The organism is Janthinobacterium sp. BHSEK (genome assembly GCF_056174685.1).
This window is the reverse complement of sequence record NZ_JBWBYV010000012.1, coordinates 279,621-298,923: the sequence shown is the minus strand read 5'-3', so window position 1 is coordinate 298,923 and position 19,303 is coordinate 279,621. Positions and strand designations below refer to the sequence as shown.

General features: G+C 63.2%; 17 protein-coding genes. 5 read left to right on the top strand and 12 right to left on the bottom strand.

All coding sequences use genetic code 11. From position 1 onward, the window contains the following. Positions 1-85 precede the first annotated feature (85 nt). The 9 genes from AC0V2Y_RS06015 to AC0V2Y_RS05975 all read right to left on the bottom strand — a co-directional run bounded on the left by AC0V2Y_RS06015 (position 86) and on the right by AC0V2Y_RS05975 (position 10,106). Positions 86-1,897, bottom strand: coding sequence for a PhoH family protein (locus tag AC0V2Y_RS06015; RefSeq protein WP_475415556.1), 1,812 nt, complete (start codon positions 1,895-1,897; stop codon positions 86-88). 289 nt (positions 1,898-2,186) lie between these two features. Then, the gene (locus AC0V2Y_RS06010; RefSeq protein ID WP_475415555.1) at positions 2,187-2,657 is read right to left on the bottom strand and encodes a peroxiredoxin; all 471 of its coding nucleotides are present in this window, start codon (positions 2,655-2,657) and stop codon (positions 2,187-2,189) included. Between the two features lie 75 nt (positions 2,658-2,732). After that, positions 2,733-3,692, bottom strand: a complete 960-nt coding sequence (locus AC0V2Y_RS06005) for a polysaccharide deacetylase family protein (RefSeq protein WP_475415554.1) — start codon at positions 3,690-3,692, stop codon at positions 2,733-2,735. Then, positions 3,692-4,744, bottom strand: coding sequence for a bifunctional UDP-4-keto-pentose/UDP-xylose synthase (locus AC0V2Y_RS06000; protein ID WP_070290550.1), 1,053 nt, complete (start codon positions 4,742-4,744; stop codon positions 3,692-3,694). Before AC0V2Y_RS06000 ends, AC0V2Y_RS06005 begins: the two co-directional genes overlap by 1 nt. 21 nt (positions 4,745-4,765) lie before the next feature. Beyond that, entirely contained in the window at positions 4,766-5,683 is a 918-nt protein-coding gene (locus tag AC0V2Y_RS05995; protein ID WP_475415553.1) for a formyltransferase, read from the bottom strand. Next, the gene (locus AC0V2Y_RS05990; protein WP_326456826.1) at positions 5,683-6,678 is read right to left on the bottom strand and encodes a glycosyltransferase; all 996 of its coding nucleotides are present in this window, start codon (positions 6,676-6,678) and stop codon (positions 5,683-5,685) included. Before AC0V2Y_RS05990 ends, AC0V2Y_RS05995 begins: the two co-directional genes overlap by 1 nt. Before the next feature lie 11 nt (positions 6,679-6,689). Then, positions 6,690-7,826, bottom strand: coding sequence for a DegT/DnrJ/EryC1/StrS family aminotransferase (locus AC0V2Y_RS05985; RefSeq protein WP_475415552.1), 1,137 nt, complete (start codon positions 7,824-7,826; stop codon positions 6,690-6,692). A gap of 205 nt (positions 7,827-8,031) precedes the next feature. After that, complete coding sequence (locus AC0V2Y_RS05980; RefSeq protein WP_475415551.1) at positions 8,032-9,705, bottom strand: glycosyltransferase family 39 protein; 1,674 nt, start codon at positions 9,703-9,705, stop codon at positions 8,032-8,034. Continuing rightward, positions 9,702-10,106: an Mth938-like domain-containing protein gene (locus AC0V2Y_RS05975; protein ID WP_475415550.1), complete on the bottom strand. Its 405-nt coding sequence runs from the start codon at positions 10,104-10,106 to the stop codon at positions 9,702-9,704. Before AC0V2Y_RS05975 ends, AC0V2Y_RS05980 begins: the two co-directional genes overlap by 4 nt. Positions 10,107-10,529: 423 nt before the next feature. Between AC0V2Y_RS05975 and AC0V2Y_RS05970 the strand changes: the two genes are divergently transcribed. Both AC0V2Y_RS05970 and AC0V2Y_RS05965 read left to right on the top strand, forming a co-directional pair. Beyond that, positions 10,530-11,759 carry a pyridoxal phosphate-dependent aminotransferase gene (locus AC0V2Y_RS05970; protein WP_100873950.1) on the top strand — a complete coding sequence of 410 codons (1,230 nt, stop codon included), beginning with the start codon at positions 10,530-10,532 and terminating at the stop codon, positions 11,757-11,759. A gap of 74 nt (positions 11,760-11,833) precedes the next feature. Further along, positions 11,834-13,156, top strand: a complete 1,323-nt coding sequence (locus AC0V2Y_RS05965) for a homoserine dehydrogenase (protein WP_070219142.1) — start codon at positions 11,834-11,836, stop codon at positions 13,154-13,156. Between the two features lie 65 nt (positions 13,157-13,221). Here the strand turns inward: AC0V2Y_RS05965 and AC0V2Y_RS05960 are convergent, their stop codons facing one another. Genes AC0V2Y_RS05960 through AC0V2Y_RS05950 form a run of 3 tightly spaced genes read right to left on the bottom strand, consistent with a single transcriptional unit; the run spans position 13,222 to position 15,844 of the window. Beyond that, positions 13,222-13,575 carry a ribonuclease E inhibitor RraB gene (locus AC0V2Y_RS05960; RefSeq protein WP_475415549.1) on the bottom strand — a complete coding sequence of 118 codons (354 nt, stop codon included), beginning with the start codon at positions 13,573-13,575 and terminating at the stop codon, positions 13,222-13,224. Positions 13,576-13,598: 23 nt separating this feature from the next. After that, positions 13,599-15,125: a sensor histidine kinase N-terminal domain-containing protein gene (locus AC0V2Y_RS05955; protein ID WP_475415548.1), complete on the bottom strand. Its 1,527-nt coding sequence runs from the start codon at positions 15,123-15,125 to the stop codon at positions 13,599-13,601. Next, positions 15,122-15,844, bottom strand: coding sequence for a response regulator (locus AC0V2Y_RS05950; protein ID WP_475415547.1), 723 nt, complete (start codon positions 15,842-15,844; stop codon positions 15,122-15,124). Before AC0V2Y_RS05950 ends, AC0V2Y_RS05955 begins: the two co-directional genes overlap by 4 nt. Before the next feature lie 214 nt (positions 15,845-16,058). Between AC0V2Y_RS05950 and AC0V2Y_RS05945 the strand changes: the two genes are divergently transcribed. Genes AC0V2Y_RS05945 through AC0V2Y_RS05935 form a run of 3 tightly spaced genes read left to right on the top strand, consistent with a single transcriptional unit; the run spans position 16,059 to position 19,260 of the window. Then, positions 16,059-17,120, top strand: a complete 1,062-nt coding sequence (locus AC0V2Y_RS05945; protein WP_475415546.1) for a porin — start codon at positions 16,059-16,061, stop codon at positions 17,118-17,120. A gap of 3 nt (positions 17,121-17,123) precedes the next feature. Beyond that, complete coding sequence (locus tag AC0V2Y_RS05940) at positions 17,124-18,119, top strand: Bug family tripartite tricarboxylate transporter substrate binding protein (RefSeq protein ID WP_475415545.1); 996 nt, start codon at positions 17,124-17,126, stop codon at positions 18,117-18,119. Positions 18,120-18,162: 43 nt separating this feature from the next. Beyond that, on the top strand, positions 18,163-19,260 hold the full coding sequence (locus AC0V2Y_RS05935; RefSeq protein WP_475415544.1) for an ABC transporter substrate-binding protein: 1,098 nt from the start codon (positions 18,163-18,165) through the stop codon (positions 19,258-19,260). Positions 19,261-19,303: the final 43 nt, after the last annotated feature.

The following is a 19,303-nucleotide window of genomic DNA, read 5'->3' as shown; positions in this document are numbered from 1 at the left end:
GTTGCGCACATGAAAAAAGCCCCGCCTGCATCGCTGCAGCCGGGGCTTTTGTATGACTGGGGCAGCTGGCGCCGCCCGCGACAATTTACAGCACTTCGCTGGCGTGGTCGGCCAGGCGCGAGCGCTCGCCGCGGGCCAGGGTGACGTGGCCGCTGTGGGTCCAGCCCTTGAAGCGGTCGACGACGTAGGTCAGGCCGCTCGAGCCTTCCGTCAGGTACGGCGTGTCGATCTGTGCGATGTTGCCCAAACACAGGATCTTCGTGCCGGGACCGGCACGCGTGACGAGGGTCTTGACTTGTTTTGGCGTCAGGTTTTGCGCTTCATCGATGATGAGGAACTTGTTGACGAAGGTGCGGCCGCGCATGAAGTTGAGCGACTTGATCTTGATGCGCGAGCGGATCAGGTCTTGCGTTGCCGCACGGCCCCATTCGCCGCCATCGGAGTCGGACTTGTTCAGCACTTCCAGGTTGTCGTCGAAGGCGCCCATCCATGGCGACATCTTTTCTTCTTCCGTGCCCGGCAGGAAACCGATATCTTCGCCGACGGGCACCGTCACGCGGGTGACGATGATCTCATTGTAGAGCTTGGTTTCCAGCACTTGCGCCAGGCCGGCGGCCAGGGCCAGCAGGGTCTTGCCGGTACCGGCCTGGCCCAGCAGGGTGACGAAATCGCATTCCGGATTCATCAGCAAGTTCAACGCGAAGTTCTGCTCGCGGTTGCGCGCCGTCACGCCCCACACATTGTTCTTCGTGTGGCTGAAGTCGCGCAGGGTTTGCAGTACGGCCGTCTTGCCGTTGATCTGCTTCACCTGGCCGTAGAACGGCGTTTCGCCGTTTTTCGGTTCCAGGTAGATGAACTGGTTGACCAGCAGCGATGGAATGAACGGGCCCGTTACGCGGTAGAAGGTGGAGCTGTAGCCATTCTTGCTTTCCTGCCACGATTCCATGTCCTTGCCGTGCTTGTTCCAGAAGTCGTCCGGCAATTGCACGATGCCCGAGTACAGCAAGTCCGTGTCTTCCAGCACATGGTCGTTGAAGTAATCTTCGGCCGGCAAGCCCAGGGCGCGCGCCTTGATGCGCATGTTGATGTCTTTCGACACCAGCACCACGGGACGGCCATCCTGTTCCGACTCGAGCGAGCGCACGACGGCCAGGATCTGGTTGTCGGCCTTGCCCACTGGCAAGCCTGCCGGCAGGTCGGCGCTTTGCAGGCGCGTCTGGAAGAACAGACGGCCCTTGGCATCCTTGTTGCCCAGCTTGGACAGCAGGATGCCGTGCTCGATGGCGTCGTCATCCGTGTTGCTGATCAGGGCGTCGAGCGTGCGCGACACCTGGCGTGCATTGCGCGCCACTTCCGTCATGCCCTTTTTGTGGTTGTCCAGCTCTTCCAGGGTCATCATCGGCAGGTACACATCGTGTTCCTCGAAGCGGAACAGCGACGATGGATCGTGCATCAGCACGTTGGTGTCGAGCACGAACAGTTTCGACAGGCCGCGCTGGTCGGCGGCGCGGCTGGCGGACGACTTGAGCTGCACTTCGACGGGCTTGTGCTTGGCCGGATGCGGTTGCTCGGCTTGCTTGACGGGCTTGATCGGCGTGACCTTGCCTTTTGCCGCCGGTTTGGCTTTCGCCCCAGGCGCGGCAACGACGGCAGGCGCGGCCGCAACCGGCGCGGGCGCAGGCACCGGCTTGGCGACCATCAGGGCCGCCACTTGCTTGATCTTCGTGGCCGCATTGCGGACCGGCTTGGCAACTTCGGCGATCGCCGCTTCAATGACAGGTGCAGCCACTTTCTTGGCTGCCGGGGTTTTGGTGGCCGGGCGCGCTGCGCCTGCGCTTGGGTAATCTTGGGTGACCAGGATGGTGGCTGGCTTGCTCGGTAATTTTGGCAGTGGCATCAGGATCTCAATCAAAAAATTTCTGGAATGAATCGCCCATGGGCAGCCAGCTTCTGGCGGCACTTCTCATGGGGTGGATGCGGGGGAACAACAATGCTACAGGACGAGTAACTGCCGGAAGGCCGGCAGCATGGCCGGTCATGGACGCCATCGGCGGGCTGCAGGCCCGCCTGGCGCAGTGGATGGAGGCGCTTCGTTGACTCAAAATGGCGATAGGTACCGTGAACTGAACTGCGGTTGAACCAGGCTCGCTGGAAGCCGACAACGCGCATTGGATCAAAATGGACGATCAATTCAGATGCGCTACGAATTCCAGCACTTCTTCCACGTGAGTTGCGACCTTCACGCCTCTCCATTCTTTCACCAATCGGCCCTGGGCGTCAATCACAAACGTACTGCGCTCGACGCCGCGTACCGTCTTGCCGTACATCTGTTTCATCTTCATGACGTTAAACAGCAGGCAAACGGCTTCGTCCGGGTCGGAAATGAGCTCGAACGGCAGTTCCAGCTTGGCTTTGAAGCTTTCGTGCGAGCGCAGGGAATCGCGGCTGATGCCGTAGATTTCCACGCCGGCGGCGGCAAATTGCGCATACGCGTCACGGAAAGCGATGTTTTCCGTGGTGCAACCAGGGGTGTTGTCCTTCGGATAGAAAAACAGCACCGTGGCCTTGGCCGGGCGGCCCAGCAACTGAAAGGTCTTGCCGCTGGTCATGGCGGCGCTAAAGTCGGGTATGCTAACGAGGGATTGGCTATCAGCCACAGGTTCTCTCCTGAACGGTGATCATCAGCGCTGGTTTTTAATCTGGCAACGCATCCAGGTGCAACAATACAGCATTCAGGCCGCTTTGCCCTGCACAATCAGGCGTCCCGAACGCCCGGGCAACTCATCCCAGGTGATGGGGCAAACGGGCAAGTCCGTATTTTTTATCTTTTCATAATAATCGCCCATCGCTGCAAACTGGTAGCCCTGGGCTTTCCAGCCAGCCAGCAGCTGTTCGAAAATGGGGGCGAGTTTCTGTCCTTCAAGTTCCGCGTGCAAGGTATATACGTGGTCGCGGGGATTGTCCGCCGTCAGCGACAATATATGCGCGGCAACATTGCCGGTCGTGATCAGCTTGCCGTCGATTTCGCAGCCCAGCAATTCATCCAGGGTGGGCAGGGTGGTGGGCAATTGCACGCATTGCAGGATGGTGTTGCCATTGCGCACGCGGTGCGGACCATTGCCCGGGTGCAGCATGGCGCCGCGCGCGTCGAGCATGGCACGGCCGTCGGAGGCGAAGCGGTAGCCGGCCATGTCGTGCTCGACAAAGGCGCTGACGTTCATTTGCCAGCCGGCCGCGCCGTGCGTATGCGGCTTGCTACCGAACACCTGCTCGTAGCGGTTGGCGGCCTTGCGCATCATGTTGATGGTCCAGGCGGCGTTGCGCTTGGCCACATTGTCTTGCCACAGGGTGTGATCCCAGGTGTGGATGCCGCACTCGAAACCGGCATCGCGCACGGCGCGCAATTGCGCCGCGCATTGCTTGCCGATATCGGGTCCCGGCAGCAAGGTGCCATACATCAATGTTTTCAAGCCGTAGTGCTCGACCACCGAGGTGCGCGACACCTTGCTGAAAAAGCCGGGCTTCAAGGCGCGCCGCAGGGCCCAGCCCGTGTGGTCGGGGCCCAGCGAGAACAGAAAGGTGGCCTTGGCCTGGTGCGCGGCCAGCATGCGCACCAGATTGCCCATGCCTTCACGGGTGCCGCGATAGGTATCGACGTCGATTTTCAGGGTCAGGAACGGCTTGCTCAACATTAATCCATCAGGGCTTTGGCTTGGGCTACCTGGCTGCGGTAGGCGTCGAAAATATTGCGCAGGGAATCGGCCATGGTGGTGGTCGGCGCCCAGCCCAGCTCTTCGCAGGTGTTGGTGATTTTCGGCACGCGGTTCTGCACGTCCTGGTAGCCGGCACCGTAGTAGGCGCCCGAGGTCGTTTCGACGATTTTCACGTGTTTCGCGCCTTCCGCGTATTCCGGGTATTCGGCGGCCAGCGTCAGCATCATGCCGGCCAGGTCGCGGATCGAATAGTTATTGGTCGGATTGCCAATGTTGTAGATCTTGCCGCTGGCGATGCCGTTCTTGTTGGCGATGATGCGGATCAGCGCATCGATGCCGTCGTCGATGTAGGTGAACGCGCGTTTCTGCGCGCCGCCGTCCACCAGCGAGATGTTCTCGCCGCGCACGATGTGGCCGAAGAATTGCGTCACCACGCGCGAGGAACCTTCCTTCGGCGTGTGGATCGAATCGAGGCCGGCGCCGATCCAGTTGAATGGACGGAACAGGGTGAAGTTCAGGCCTTCCATGCCGTAGCCCCAGATCACGCGGTCCATCAGCTGCTTGGCGTTCGAATAGATCCAGCGCGGCTTGTTGATGGGGCCGCAGATCAGTTCCGAGTTTTCCGGATCGAATTCCTCGTCATGGCACATGCCGTACACTTCGGAGGTCGACGGGAAGACCAGGTGCTTGCCGTACTTGGCGGCCGAGCGCACGATGGGCAGGTTGGCTTCGAAGTCCAGTTCGAAGACGCGCAGCGGCTGCTTGACGTAGGTCGATGGCGTGGCGATGGCCACCAGCGGCAGGATCACGTCGCATTTCTTGACGTGGTACTCGACCCATTCCTTGTTGATCGTGATGTCGCCTTCGAAGAAGTGCATGCGCGACTTGTAGTTATCATCTTCCAGCAATTCCGTGATGCGGTCCGTGTTCATGTCCATGCCGTAGACATGCCAGTCGGTGGTCTCCAGGATGCGCTTGGACAGGTGGTGGCCGATGAAGCCGTTGACGCCTAAGATGAGGACTTTTTTCATGTGAGATTCTCTTGTGTGATATCAGTGTGTGCTGACGCGGGTGGTCAGACTTGCTTGCAATTGCTGAGCCGAAATTGGCTCCCCGGCAGCCCTCAGCGCGGAAATGGCCAGCATGCGGCCGTCTCCGCAGACGCCAAAGATGCAATTATCCACTACCGCCAAGCCCGGTGGCAAACTTCCTGCGGAATGCTTGCTCAAACGGGCTTTTTCGATGGTGTAAATAACATTGTTGACTTCGGTGAAGGCGCCGGGATACGGAGGCGCGACGGCCCGGTGCAGGTTGTACACCTGCTGCGCGGGTAACTTCCAGTCGATGCGGCCGTCTTCCGGCGTGCGGCCGCCAAAATAGCCGCCCTGGCGCAAATCGTTGAGCTGGCGCGGCGCCGTGCCGTCCAGCAAGGCCGGCAGCACGCCCCACAGCGTTTGTTCCGCCGCCACGGTGACCTTGCCGAAGACTTCGAATGCCGTGTCGTCGGGCAGGATGGGCACGGCTGTTTGCGCCACGATGGCACCGGCGTCCGGCTTGACCGTCATTTCATGCAGGGTGGCGCCCGTCTCCGTGGCGCCATGCAGCACGGCCCAGTTGACGGGCGCGCGGCCGCGGAACTGCGGCAGCAGCGAACCGTGCATATTGTAGGCGGGCGCGACTTCCAGAATGCTGGCGGGCAACATGTGGCGGTAGTAAAAGCTGAACAGCATGTCCGGTCTGGCCGCCTGCACCCGCGCCAGCAGGTCGGGCGCGCGCGCGTCCGAAGGCGTGATGTACGGGATGCCTTCGGCCTGGCACAGGCTGGCGACGGATTCGAACCACAGGTTTTCCGTGGGACTGTCTTCGTGCGTGACGACCAGGGCGATATCGACGCCGCCGGCCAGCAGCACCTTGATGCAGCGCACGCCCACGTTGTGGTAGCCGAAGACGACGGCGCGGGGGGCGCCCATCAGCGGCCCACCTGGCGCTTTTCCAGGCGCACGTACGATGGCGCCTCGGCTTCCGCCTGGGTCATGCCGTCCTGCAAGATGGTTTGCACCACGTAGCGGGGCCGTGCACGCACTTGCTGGAAGATGCGTCCCACGTATTCGCCCACCAGGCCGATGCCGAACAGGATCACGCCCATCAGGAAGAAGGCGATGGCGAACAGGGTGAACACGCCTTGCGCCTCGGCGCCCAGCAGGAAGCGGCGCACCAGCAAATAGATCACCAGCAGGGCGGAGCTGACCGACAGCAGCATGCCCAGCATCGAAAAGATTTGCAGGGGAATCAGCGAAAAGCCCGTGACCAGGTCGAAATTGAGGCGGATCAGGCTGTACAGCGAGTATTTCGACTCGCCGGCGGCCCGTTCCTCGTGTTCGACGGTGATTTCCGTCGGCTTGCGGGCAAACGTGTAGGCGAGGGCGGGGACGAAGGTGTTGACCTCGGCGCACTGGTTGACCAGGTCGATCACATTGCGGCCATACGCGCGCAGCATGTTGCCCTGGTCCGTGATCTTGATGTTGGTGATGCGCTCGCGCAGGCGGTTCATCATCTTCGAGGCCAGGGTGCGCCAGGCGGAATCTTGCCGCTTGCGCCGGATCGAGCCCACATAATCGTAGCCTTCGCGCATCTTTGCCACCAGGTTGCCGATTTCTTCGGGCGGGTTCTGCAGGTCGGCGTCGAGCGTGACCATGATCTGCCCGCGCGAAGCTTCAAAGCCGGCCAGGATGGCCATATGCTGGCCATAATTGCCGTTGAATAAGACGACGCGCGTGACGTCGGGGCGCTGGCGGAACTGTTCCGCCAGGATGGCCACCGAATTGTCGCGGCTGCCATCATTGATGAAGATGATCTCGTAGCTCGTCTGCAAGGCGTCGAGGGCCGGATACAGGCGGGCGAACAGGCTGGCCAGGCCATCCTGTTCGTTGTAGATCGGAATGATAATGGACAGTTCAGGTTTCATCGGCGCGCTGCTCACTTGATGAGAATGGATTTGACGGTGGCGACGGCGCGTTCCACGTCCTGTGTCGTCATGGCGTAGAACATCGGCAAGGTCACGGTCAGGCGGCCGATCTGTTCCGAGACGGGGAACATACCTTCGGTAAAGCCGCGTTCGCGGTACATGGTAAACAGGTGGATCGGTGCGTAATGATAGCCCGTTCCCACGTTTTGCTGCGCCATGGCCTGCATGAACGCGGCGCGTGTGCCGGGGCCGTTGTCGGGCAGGATGATCTGGAACAAGTGCCAGTTGCTGTTTTCAAAGTCCTGCACGGGCAGCCGGGCGCCGCTGGCCGCTTCGAAGTCGCTGCCGAACTGCGCGAAATAGTGGCGCGCCAGCGCGCGGCGGTGGGCCGTGATGGCGTCGATATTGGCGAACTGGCCCAGGCCGATGGCGGCCATGATGTCGCTCATGTTGTATTTGCCGCCCAGCACGTCGACGTCGATGCCGTCCACGCCGCTGCGCGTGACGCCCTGCAGCCGGTATTTCTCGGCCAGTTTCGCTTCTTCCAGGTTGTTCAGGACGAGGCAGCCGCCTTCGCCCGTGGTGATGTTCTTGTTGGCCTGGAAGCTGAACGAGACGAAGTCGCCGAACGCGCCGATGCGCTTGCCTTTCCAGCTGGAGCCGAACGCCTGCGCCGCGTCCTCCACGACCCGCAGCTTGTACTTCTCGGCAATCGCGTACAGGCGGTCCATGTCGACGGGCAAGCCGGACAGGTAGACGGGGATGATGGCTTTCGTCCGCGGGGTGATGGCCGCTTCCAGCTTGTCGAGGTCGATATTCCGCGTGACGGGATCGATATCGGCAAACACGGGCGTGGCGCCCACTTCGATGATGACGTTCGCCGTCGCGACCCACGACACGGGCGTGGTGATGACTTCGTCGCCGGGGCCGATGCCGGCGATGCGCAGCGCGATTTCCATGGTGCACGTGCCCGAATTGAAGGTGCGCACGGGACGCCCGCCGAAATACTCGGACAGCTGGGCTTCGAAGGCTTGCACCTTCGGGCCGCTGGTGATCCAGCCCGAGCGCAGCACCTCGCCGACGGCGGCGATGGTCGCTTCATCGATGGTGGGTTTGGAAAAAGGCAAAAAGGGCAGGGTAGAGGTCATGGGGCGCGGTTCTTGGGTCGGTATGGTGTCGGGTGTCGGTGTCGCCGAGGCTGCCGGTGCGGTCAAACACCGCCGGCAGGCATGGCTATTTTATATCGTTCATAGGGCGGCGCGGCCCCCTCGGCGGTGAAAAATCCTGCCGCTGCGGGGCGGGGCAAGCCGGCCGGGGGCGCGATCCGTGCTGCTTCGCGCCCCGGTTCTCCATCTATTTGTTGGCAATGACCATGCGGCGCGCATCCTCGGCAATGACGCGCATGGGCACGCCACGCTGTTGCAATTCCTTGTAACGGTTCAGGCTGATAATTGCCATGTCGTGCACGCCGGCGTTGGCATCGTTCGTCCACTGCGTGATGAACGGCTCGATGGTCGGGATCGACAGTTCCGGCTGCTGTTTCAGGCCAAACGTGAATTCATCCCAGTAATCGACGAGGATCACGGGCCGCTGCAGGTAATACGTCAGCGACTGTTCATAGATGCCGACCGAATAGAGCTTGGTATCGGCCTTCAGTTCGGCCTGGATCTGCGGCAGCATGTCGCTGCCCGCGCGGTTCTGGCCATACAGTTCGGAGCCGGCCAGGATGCAGTGCGTGGCCAGGAAGCCGGCGCCGGCGATCGTCAGCACGGTCATGTCGCGGCGCAGCTGGCGCGCATGCAGCAGGGCCAGGGCGCCGCCGGCCAGGGCGAAGAAGCCGGCCGCCATCAGCCATGGCTGGTAGCCTTTCAATGCGATCAGTGCCGCCGGATCGCGCGCGCTGGCCTTGCCGAAGGCGATCGGCCCGCCGATCAGGATGGCCGCGCCCAGCACGCACAGCAGGCCGGCGGCGAACAGGCGCTGGCGGCGCGATGCCGATTCCAGGTACAGCGCCACCAGCAAGGCCAGCGCCGGGAAGATCGGCACGATATAGCCGGGCAGCTTCGAGGTCGAATAGCTGAAGAAGAAGAAAATGAAGACGGCCCAGACCAGCAGCATCAAGCGCGGCTGGAAGGCGCCCGGCTGGCGCTGGAAGGCGGCGGCCAGGCTTTGCGGCAACACGCCTATCCAGGGCAGGATGCCGGGAATGAGCAGCACGAGGAAATAGTACCAGGCGCCTTCGCGCTTGTGCCCCTTCATCAGGAAGCGCTGGAAATGCTCGTGGATGAAGAAGAAATGCGGCTGCTCCGGATTGCGCAGGGCCACCAGCACGAACCAGGGCGCGGCGATGGCGAAAAAGACCAGCAAGCCCTTGACCAGGTGCAAACGCGTCCAGATGCGCCAGTCGCGCGCGCACAGCGAATACAGCACCAGCACGGCGCCCGGCAGCACGATGCCGATCAGGCCCTTGGCCAGCACGGCCAGCGCCATGCCGGCCCAGCAGGCCAGCATCCAGTTGCGCCGCTCCGTCGCCGTGGCGTCGTCGCGCTGGGCGATCAGCAGGCTGCCCAGGGTAATCGTCATCATGCCCGACAGGCCCATGTCCAGCGAATTGATCTGCCCGGAAGCGAGCCAGAACAGGCTCGACGCCAGCACCAGGCCCGCATACAGGCCCACGCGGGGGCCGAAGACCTTCTTGCCCGCATAGGCCGTCATGCATACGCCGATGATGCCGCACAGGCCAGTCCACAGGCGCGCCTGCCACTCGCCCAGGCCGAAGGCGGCGAAAGTCAGCGCATTCATCCAGGTTTGCAGCGGCGGCTTTTCAAAGTACTTGATGCCGTTCAGGCGCGTGGTGATCCAGTCGCCCGTGACGAACATTTCGCGCGCCATTTCGGCGTAGCGGCCCTCGTCGGGCGGCACCAGGGTGCGCACGCCCAGCGCATACAGGGTGACGACGATGAAGATGCCCAGCAGGGACCACATCAGCACCCGCGACGAGTGCAGTTCGTTGACATTGATTTTCATGCGGCCTTGCCTGCGGCCTTGCCTGCGGCCGGGGCCAGGATCAGGGCCAGGGTGACCTTGCGGCCTTCGCCCATGAGGATATTGTAGGTGCGGCAGGCGGCCTGGCTATCCATGCATTCGACGCCGATGCGGCGCATGGTCAGCGCGGCCGTCAGCTTCGGGTGCACGAAGCGCTGGCGCTCGCCCGTGCCGAGGATGACCACGTCGGGCGCATCGGCCAGGATCTGCGCGAAATGCGCCTCGTTCAATTGTTCGAAACTGTCCACTTCCCACGCGCGTGGCGCCATTTCCGGCATGACGATCAGGCTGTAGTTGTAGGGCTGGGCATTGATCTCGACGCCGTTTTCGTCATAGCCGGTGACAGTCTGGTATTGTTGGGTGCTGCTGGCGTGGAGTTTCATGGCGATATCGGGGCTGGTCGTGTCGGTTGATCGGTGCGCGCGCGGCCAAACTGGGTGCCGCGGCCAAGGGCGTAAGCATGCCATAAATGACAGAAAAGAGCGACTGAAAAGCAACATCCTTTCCAAATTGCAATGTTCGGCGCCACAGTGACGCTGCCTGCCTGCGCCATGGTAATGGCGCAAGATTAAGGGAAGATGAAGATGGCGGCCGCCGGATGGGCTTCCCGATGCGCCGGCGTGGCAGAATCGGCGTCAAATGCTGCAGTTCGCCATGTTTAATTTGATAAAATGGCCTGTTTTCGGCGAGAATGGTTGTTTTCGCCTTGCAGTCTTTCGCATCGCAGTTTCACGGGTTCATAGTTCTGGCGCGGCGGCCACGCTGCAAGCTCAAGTCTCCGCGCCGCATCACGACAGGGATTTATTTTGCGACCGATTCAGAAATCGAATAAATTGGCGGACGTCTGCTACGACATCCGCGGCCCGGTCCTGGAAAAATCCAGGCAAATGGAAGAAGAAGGCCACAAGATCACCAAGCTCAATATCGGCAACCTGGCCGTATTCGGCTTCGATCCGCCCGACGAGATCGTGCGCGACATGATGCTCAATCTGCAGAACGCGGCCGGCTATACGGACTCGAAAGGCATGTTCGCGCCGCGCAAGGCCGTCATGCACTACACGCAAGGCAAGAATATCGCCGGCGTGACCATTGATGACATTTACCTGGGCAATGGCGCTTCCGAACTGATCGTCATGTCGATGAACGCCCTGCTCAACAGTGGCGACGAAGTGCTGGTGCCGGCGCCCGATTACCCGCTGTGGACGGCCGCCGTCAGCCTGTCGGGCGGCAATCCCGTGCATTATGTGTGCGACGAGCAGAACGAATGGTATCCCGACATCGAGGACATGCGCCGCAAGATCACGCCGCAGACCAAGGCCATCGTCGTCATCAACCCGAACAATCCCACCGGCGCGCTGTACCCGGTTTCCGTGCTGCAGCAGATCGTCGAACTGGCGCGCCAGCATCAATTGATCATTTTCGCCGACGAGATCTACGACAAGGTGCTGTACGACGAAGCCGAGCACGTGTCGATCGCCTCGCTGGCCGACGACGTGCTGTTCATTACCATGAACGGCCTGTCGAAGAATTACCGCTCCTGCGGCTACCGTTCCGGCTGGATGGTGGTTTCGGGCGAAAAGCGTCACGCCAAAGATTACATCGAGGGCCTCAACATGCTGGCCTCGATGCGGCTATGCGCCAACGCGCCGGGGCAGTTTGCCATCCAGACGGCGCTAGGCGGCTACCAGAGCATACAAGACCTGGTGGGGCCCGGCGGGCGCCTGTTGAAACAGCGCGATCTGGCGCACAAGCTGCTGACCGACATTCCGGGCGTCACCTGTGTCAAGCCGAAGGCCGCGCTGTACATGTTCCCGCGCCTGGACCCGGAGATCTACCCGATCGCCGACGACCAGCAGTTTGCCTATGAATTACTGGCCGAAGCCAAGGTCCTGATCGTGCAGGGCACGGGCTTCAACTGGATCGCGCCCGACCATTTCCGCGTCGTCTTCCTGCCCAACTCCGATGACCTGACCGAGGCCATGGGGCGCATTGCGCGCTTCCTCGAAGGCTATCGCAAGCGTCACGGCCGGGGCTGAAAGCCAGCAGCAGCAATCTCGATCAACCTGGCGCCGCCCAAGGGGGCGCCACTTATGAGCAGTCAAGCACAACTATGAAATCCATCAAGATCGGCCTGCTGGGCCTGGGCAATGTCGGTTACGGCACGTTCAGCGTCCTGAAACGCAACCAGGAAGAAATCAAGCGCCGCGCGGGCCGCGGCATTGACGTCGTCGCCGTCGCCGTGCGCGACGTGGCGCGCGCCGAAGCGCTGGTCGCCGGCGGCTGCAAGGTCGTCAATGATCCCTACCTGATCGTCAACGATCCCGAGATCGACATCGTCGTCGAACTGATCGGCGGCTACGACCTGTCGAAAACCCTGGTGATGCAGGCCATCGCCAACGGCAAGCACGTGGTCACGGCCAACAAGGCCCTGCTGGCCGTGCACGGCAACGAAATCTTCGCCGCCGCCCAGGACAAGGGCGTGATGGTGGCCTTCGAGGCGGCCGTCGCCGGCGGCATCCCCATCATCAAGGCGCTGCGCGAAGGCTTGACGGCCAACCGCATCGAATGGATCGCCGGCATCATCAACGGCACCACCAATTTCATCCTGTCCGAAATGCGTGACAAGGGCCTCGATTTCGCCACCGTGCTGAAACAGGCGCAGGAACTCGGCTACGCGGAAGCCGACCCCACGTTCGACATCGAAGGCGTGGACGCCGCGCACAAGGCCACCATCATGTCGGCCATCGCCTTCGGCATCCCGGTGCAGTTCGACAAGGCCTACGTGGAAGGCATCAGCAACCTCAATGCCGTCGACATCCGCTATGCCGAGCAGCTGGGCTACCGCATCAAGCTGCTGGGCATCACCAAGCGCGCCACCGTCAACGGCGTGGAAGGCATCGAGCTGCGCGTGCATCCGACCCTGATCCCGGCCAAGCGCCTGATCGCCAACGTGGAAGGCGCCATGAACGCGGTGCTGGTGCATGGCGACGCCGTCGGCGCCAGCCTGTACTCGGGCCGCGGCGCGGGCGCCGAGCCGACCGCTTCGTCGGTGATCGCCGACCTGGTCGACATCACCCGCCTGGCCACGGCCGATCCGGAACACCGCGTGCCGCACCTGGCGTTCCAGCCGAACGCGATGACCGATATCGCGATCTTGCCGATGTCGGAAATCACCACCAGCTACTACCTGCGCATGCACGTGGCCGACCAGCCGGGCGTGCTGGCCGACCTGACGCGCATCCTGGCCGAACGCGGCATCTCGATCGACGCCATGCTGCAAAAAGAGCCGGCCGAGGGCGAGACGCATACGGACATCATCATGCTGACGCACCAGACGCAGGAGAAGAACGTCACGGCCGCCATCGAGAAGATGGAAGCCTTGAACAGCGTGGTGGGCACGGTCACCAAGATCCGCCTGGAAAACCTCAGCTGAGTTTTCAGCGATCCATGCAGAACGGCGCCCGCGGGCGCCGTTTTTTTATGCGTGATGTCGTCGGATTACGCCGCCGTACCGACGGGGCCCACGTCCATGCCGTCATAGCTGGCCAGTTGCTTGTCCTGCGCAAATGCCATCAGTTCGCCATTGCGCGCGTGCAGGCTGTCGACGCCGTGCACTTCGGCCTTTTCCACGTGCAGCACCCACACGGGCGGTGCCGCCGGATCGTCGAGTTCCGGCTGGTACAGTTCCACGGGGCGGTAGCCCTGCAGCGCCAGCAGGGTGGCGGCCTGCTCCAGCGGTTCGGAGGTCGGGTTGGTGAAGTAATAGCCCCACAGCAGCGGCTGGGAAAGGTCCCAGGGCGCGTTCTCGGCGATATTGGCAAACAGTTCGGTCACATCTTCTTTGGTCATCATGGCAATGGGTCTTCCTTAAAATCTCAGGGCGCGATCTTAGCACCGACTGGCGCCTGGGCGAAATACACGCCAACTTTCAATCCATGCCCATTCGCCGCCGTGGCCAGTTCCAGCCGCGCGCCGTGCAGGGCGGCGATGTCGCGCACGATGGCCAGGCCCAGGCCGGCGCCGCCCGGGTTGCTCTCGAGCGCCGCGCCCACCCGGTAGAACGGCGTCAACACGCGTTCGCGCTCGGCCGGCGGGATGCCCTTGCCGCTATCTTCCACTTCCAGTACGGCGCCGTGCTCGCGTCCGTTCGCTGCCTGCGCCGCGCGCACGCGCAGGATCACGCTGCCGCCCTGCGGCGTGTAGCGCAGGGCGTTGTCGACCAGGTTGGCCACCAGTTCATGCAGCAGCAGGGCCTGGCCATGCACGGGCGCTTCGTCGGGCGCTTCCAGCGACAGGTCGATATGCTTGCCGACGGCGGCCATGGCCATTTCCAGTCCCACCTGCTGCGCCACGTCGCGCAGCGCGACCGTGTCCATGGCCAGGCTGTCGCCGCCATGCTCGATGCGCGCCAGGGTCAGGAGGCGGTTGGCCAGCAGCACGGTCGAATCGGTGGTGACGGCGATCGAGCGCACGATGTCGCGCAGGGCGGCGGCGTCCGGCGGCGCGCCCGCCTGGCGGTCGCATTCGCGCATGGCCAGTTCGGCCTGGGTTTTCAGCACCGTCAACGGCGTGCGCAGCTGGTGCGAGGCGTCGGCGATGAAGCGGCGCTGGCTGGCGATCAGCTGCTGCAGGCGCGACATGGAACCGTTCATGGCGCTCACCAGGGGGCGCATTTCCTTGTGCACCAGGGTGGGATCGACGTCGGACAGGTCGGACAGGGTGCGCGTCTCGACTTCCATTTTCAAGCGCATCAGCGGGCGCAGCACCAGGCGCACGGCAAACCACACGAGGGCGCCCATCACCAGCACCATCGCCGCCTGCCAGATCAGGGTGTCGAACAGGATCTGGTTCGACAGGCCGCGCCGCGCGTCCAGCGTTTCGGCCACCTGGATCAGGGCGATGCCGCGCATCGAGTCGTCATACACGGGCTGCAGCAGGGCGGCGATGCGGATCGGCTTGCCGTGGTAGTCGGCATGGTAGAAGCGCACCAGGGCCGGATAATTCTGCGAGCGGGGCACGTTCTTCGGCACGGGCGGCAAGTCGCCGTAGCCCGACACGAGCTCGCCGTTGATGCCCGTGACCTTGTAGTAGATGCGGCCCAGGGTGTCGGTCTCGAAGCTGTCGAGCGCCACGTAGGGCACTTCGGCCACCACCTTGCCGCCGACGATGGAGACGCGCTCGGCCAGTGCCCGCGTCGACGCCAGCAGGGAGCGGTCGTAGGCCATGTCGGCCGCGTCGAGCGCGTTGCGGTACACAAAGACGGCATCGAGCAGCACCAGCATCACCAGCGGGATGAGCAGCCAGCGCAGCAGCTGGCTGCGCAGGCTGCCCAGCGGCCGCCCCTGCGCCCAGCGCCGGCGCAGGCGCTCGAACAGGGGCGGGCGTGGGGCGCGCACGGTCATTTTGACGCGGCGGGGGCCATCGCGCTGCGCGGCTGCAGCAGGTAGCCGATGCCGCGCAGGGTGGTGATGACGGCGCCGTCGGGCGAACCGGTTTCCACGCCGCTTTCCAGTTTCTTGCGCACGCGGTGGATATACAGTTCGATGGCGTCCAGGTTGGCGTCGTCGGCCAGCGCGAAGACTTCGTCGAACAGCTTTTCCTTCGACACGGCGCGCCCGGAGCGCGTGATCAGCGCTTCGAGCACGGCGTGTTCGCGCGGCGTCAGCGCCAGCGCCGCTCCGCGATAGCTGAACATGCGCGTGACGGTGTCGAAACTGAGGGCGCCGCAGGTGTGCACGAGCGCTTCGTTGCCCTGGCTGCGGCGCAGCAGGGCTTTTACGCGCGCTTCCAGTTCGGCCAGTTCGAACGGCTTGGCCATGTAGTCGTCCGCGCCCAGGTTCAGGCCCTGCACTTTTTCATCGAGGCCGCCGCGCGCCGTGAGTATCATGACGGGAGTCTTGCCGCGCGTGCCGCCGCGCGCGCGCAGGCGGCGCAGCACGTCCAGGCCGTCCATCTTCGGCAAGGTCAGGTCGAGCAGCACCAGCGAATACTCCTGCGTATGCAGCAGGGCGTCGGCATCGGCGCCGTTGTGGGCGGTCTCCACCGTCAGGTGCGCGTCGCGCAGGGCCTTTGCCAGCCAGTGCGACAGCTCCAGATGGTCTTCCACTAATAATATGCGCATGGTCTCCGCCATTCGTTTGAAACGATACAGTGTAAGCCCGCCGGCGCCGCACCGACAGGGGCGGCGATGAATATGTCTGTTCCCCTTGTGGCTGTCCGGCGACACCTGTCAGTCTGAAAGCGAATTGAAAGGATCGCGATCATATAGTGTGATCCTGATTCATGAAGTTGATCAGGCATATCACCAATAACTATATCTAAGGGAGACACTCTACATGAAGAAATCCGCATTCCCGCTGGCCGCCATGGCGTTACTCGCCATGGCCGGCAGCGCCCACGCCCAGTCGAACGTCACCCTGTACGGCCGCCTGGACGCCGGCATCAGCAACACCAGCAACGCCGGTCCGAACAAAAGCTCGATGACGCAGGTGAGTTCCGGCGGCATGAACACCTCGCGCTGGGGCATCCTGGGCAGCGAAGACCTGGGCGGCGGCCTGAAAGCCGTCTTCAATCTGGAAGGCGGCATCCTGGTCGATACGGGCGCGGCCGACGGCGCGCTGTTCAAGCGCCAGGCCAACGTGGGCCTGGAAGGCGCGTTTGGCCGCGTCGTGCTGGGCCGCTCGTTTACCACCGTGTACGACTTCGTGCTGCCGTTCGATCCGATGGCCTATGCGCCTTTCTATTCGTGGGCCACCTCGGCCAACGCGACGGGCCCGAGCAAGTACGGCATGACGACGGCCTTCGACAACATGGTCAAGTACTCGGGCAAGACGGGCGACTTCAGCTACGGCGCATCGTACGGCTTCGGCGAACAGTCGACGGGCAGCTCGGACAGCGCCAAGCTGTCCACGGCCGTCACCTACAAGACGGGTCCTGTCAGCCTGCTGGCCACGTATGAGCGGGTGAACGGCAACGCCATCGCCGGCGGCGCGCGCGACAAGACCAGCGTGTACCACCTGGGCGCCATGTATGACGACGGCCCGTGGAAAGTGCAGGCGGCGGCGCGCGACTACAAGCTCGATCCGGCTGCCTCCGGCAAGGCCGACGTGCGCGGTACCCTGTACTGGGGCGGCGTCAGCTACAAGACCACGCCGGTGATCACCCTGACGGGCGTGATCTACTACCAGGACGTGAAAAACGTGGCCGCCAACCTCGATGCCGATCCGATCATGTACGTGGCGCGCGTGCGCTATGCCCTGTCCAAGCGCACCGACCTGTATGTGGCCGGCGCCTACGCCAAGGCCAAGCACAACCAGTTGGTCAGCCTGTCGCGTGACGACGCCGGTTTCGGCGACACGCAGCGCGGCCTGATCGCCGGCATCCAGCACCGCTTCTAAGCCATGACGATGCTGCGCACCGCGTTCCTGCCGCTGCTGCTGTTGTCCGCGCAGCTGCCCGCGCCGGCAACAGCCGCCGCGCCTGAAGTCGACTGCGTGGTGCCGTCCAAGCCGGGCGGCGCCATGGACCTGACCTGCAAGCTGGCGCAGAAAGGGCTGCTGCAGCCCGATCCGGCGGCGGCGGCGCCGTTCGCGTCCTCTGTGCGCATCAGCTATCTGCCCGGCGGCATCGGTGCGGTGGCGTGGCGCTCGATGGGCTCGCAGCGCCGGCGTGCCGAGGCCAACACCCTGGTGGTGTTTTCGGGCGGCTCGCTGCTGAACCTGGCGCAGGGCAAGTTCGGCAACGCCAAGACGGGCGACGTGCGCTGGGTGGCGGCGCTGGGCGCCGACTACGGCATGATCGCCGTGCGCAGCGACTCCCCCTACAAGACCCTGGCGGACCTGATCGCCGCGCTCAAGCGCCACCCCGACAAGGTACTGATCGGCGTGTCCGGCACCATCGGCAGCCAGGACTGGCTGAAGATGGCGCTGGTGGCGCGCCAGGCCGGCATCGACCCGAAAGTGCTGCGCTTCGTGGCGCTGGAAGGCGGCGGCGAGATATTCACGGCCATGCAGGCCGATTACGTGCAGGTGATGTCGGGCGACACGTCGGAAGCGACCCTGAACGCGGGCGACAGCCATGCGCGCGTGCTGGCCGTGCTGTCGGAAAAGCGCCTGCCCGGCGTGCTGGCGGGCGTGCCGACGGCGCGCGAGCAGGGCATCGACGTGGTGTGGCCCATCATCCGCGGCGTGTGGATGGGGCCACAGGTGCCGGAGGCGGATTATCAGCGCTGGGTGGCCAGTTTTGATCGCGCCATGGCCACGCCGCAGTTTGCCCAGTGGCGCACGCAGGCGGGCATGTATCCGTTCGCGCTGACGGGCGACAAATTGACGCAGTACGTGAACCAGGCAGTCGAGCGCTATTCCAGGCAGGCCGCCGAACTGGGCCTGATGCGCTGAAGCCAATAGCAAACCATACAACAATCACAGACGGAGACAAACCATGCAAACCAAGACCATTCTCGCCATCGCCCTGGCCGCCGCTTTCGCGGGTACCGCCGGCGCCGCTTTCGCCCAGGTGCCGGCAGGTTATCCGGCCGACTACCAGAAGATCATCGACGCGGCCAAGAAGGAAGGCAAGGTGGTGATCTACAGCGCCACCGACAGCAAGGCGGCCGCGCCGCTGATCAAGGATTTCAGCACGCTGTATCCGGGCATCTCGGTCGAATACAACGACATGAATTCCACCGAAGTGTACAACCGCTTCATTTCCGAAGTGGCCGCCGGCGGCAATACGGCCGACGTGATGTGGTCGTCGGCGATGGACTTGCAGATGCGCCTGGCCTCCGACGGCTACGCCCTGAAATACAAGTCGGTCGAAGCGGCGAAGATCCCCGGCTGGGCCATGTGGGACGACCAGGCCTACGGCACCACGTTCGAGCCGGCCGCCATCGTCTACAACAAGCGCCTGCTCGACCCGAAGGAAGTGCCGAAGAACCACGACGATTTCGTCAAGCTGATCGCCACGCCGAAGTTCAAGGACAAGGTCACCACCTACGACATCGAGAAGTCGGGCGTGGGCTTCATGTTCATGTCGCAGGACGCCAAGGAGTATCCGCAATTCCTGGCGCTGCAAAATGCGTTTGGCGTGGCCAAGGTGCGCGTGCAGTCGTCGACGGGCACCATGATGGAGCGCATTTCGTCGGGTGAAAACCTGATCGGCTATAACGTGCTGGGTTCCTACGCCCTGGTGCGCGCCAAGACCGACCCGTCGATCGGCGTGGTGCTGCCCAAGGATTACACCCTGATCCTGTCGCGCGTGCAGTTCATCAACAAGAATGCGAAGAACGTCAACGCCAGCAAGCTGTGGCTCGACTACATCCTGTCGCACCGCGGCCAGACCATCATCGCCAACGGCGCCAAGCTGTTCGCCATCCGCGCCGACGTCACGGGCGAAACGACATCGGCCGACCTGATCAAGGAAATCGGCGCGGCCAACGTCAAGCCGATTCCCGTGCATCCGATCATCCTGCAATTTTTGGGACCTGCCAAGCGCATGGCCTTCCTGAAGCAGTGGAAAGAGACCGCCGGCAAAAAGTAGGAATCGTACCCAGGCCGTCCTGGCCGTCCGCAGGCACATGCCC